The sequence below is a fragment of the Paenibacillus xylanexedens genome, from assembly GCF_007680605.1.
In the GTDB taxonomy this organism is placed as follows: domain Bacteria; phylum Bacillota; class Bacilli; order Paenibacillales; family Paenibacillaceae; genus Paenibacillus; species Paenibacillus xylanexedens_B.
Map to the genome: position 1 here is coordinate 1 of NZ_VEIO01000071.1, position 333 is coordinate 333.

The 333-nt window shown below is 52.0% G+C and carries 1 rRNA gene; it reads right to left on the bottom strand.

Annotated features, from left to right (window positions below):
- A 23S ribosomal RNA gene (locus FS818_RS28435) occupies nucleotides 1–333 on the bottom strand; the annotation flags it as partial.

A 333-nucleotide genomic window follows, 5' to 3' on the forward strand; every position in this document is an offset into this window, starting at 1 on the left:
ACCAGGTTAGAACCTAGATACGATCAGGGTGGTATCCCAACGGTGCCTCCACCGAAGCTGGCGCTCCGGCTTCAAAGGCTCCCACCTATCCTGTACAGATCGTACCCAAATTCAATATCAAGCTGCAGTAAAGCTCCATGGGGTCTTTCCGTCTTGTCGCGGGTAACCTGCATCTTCACAGGTATTAAAATTTCACCGGATCTCTCGTTGAGACAGCGCCCAAGTCGTTACGCCATTCGTGCGGGTCAGAATTTACCTGACAAGGAATTTCGCTACCTTAGGACCGTTATAGTTACGGCCGCCGTTTACTGGGGCTTCGGTTCACAGCTTCGG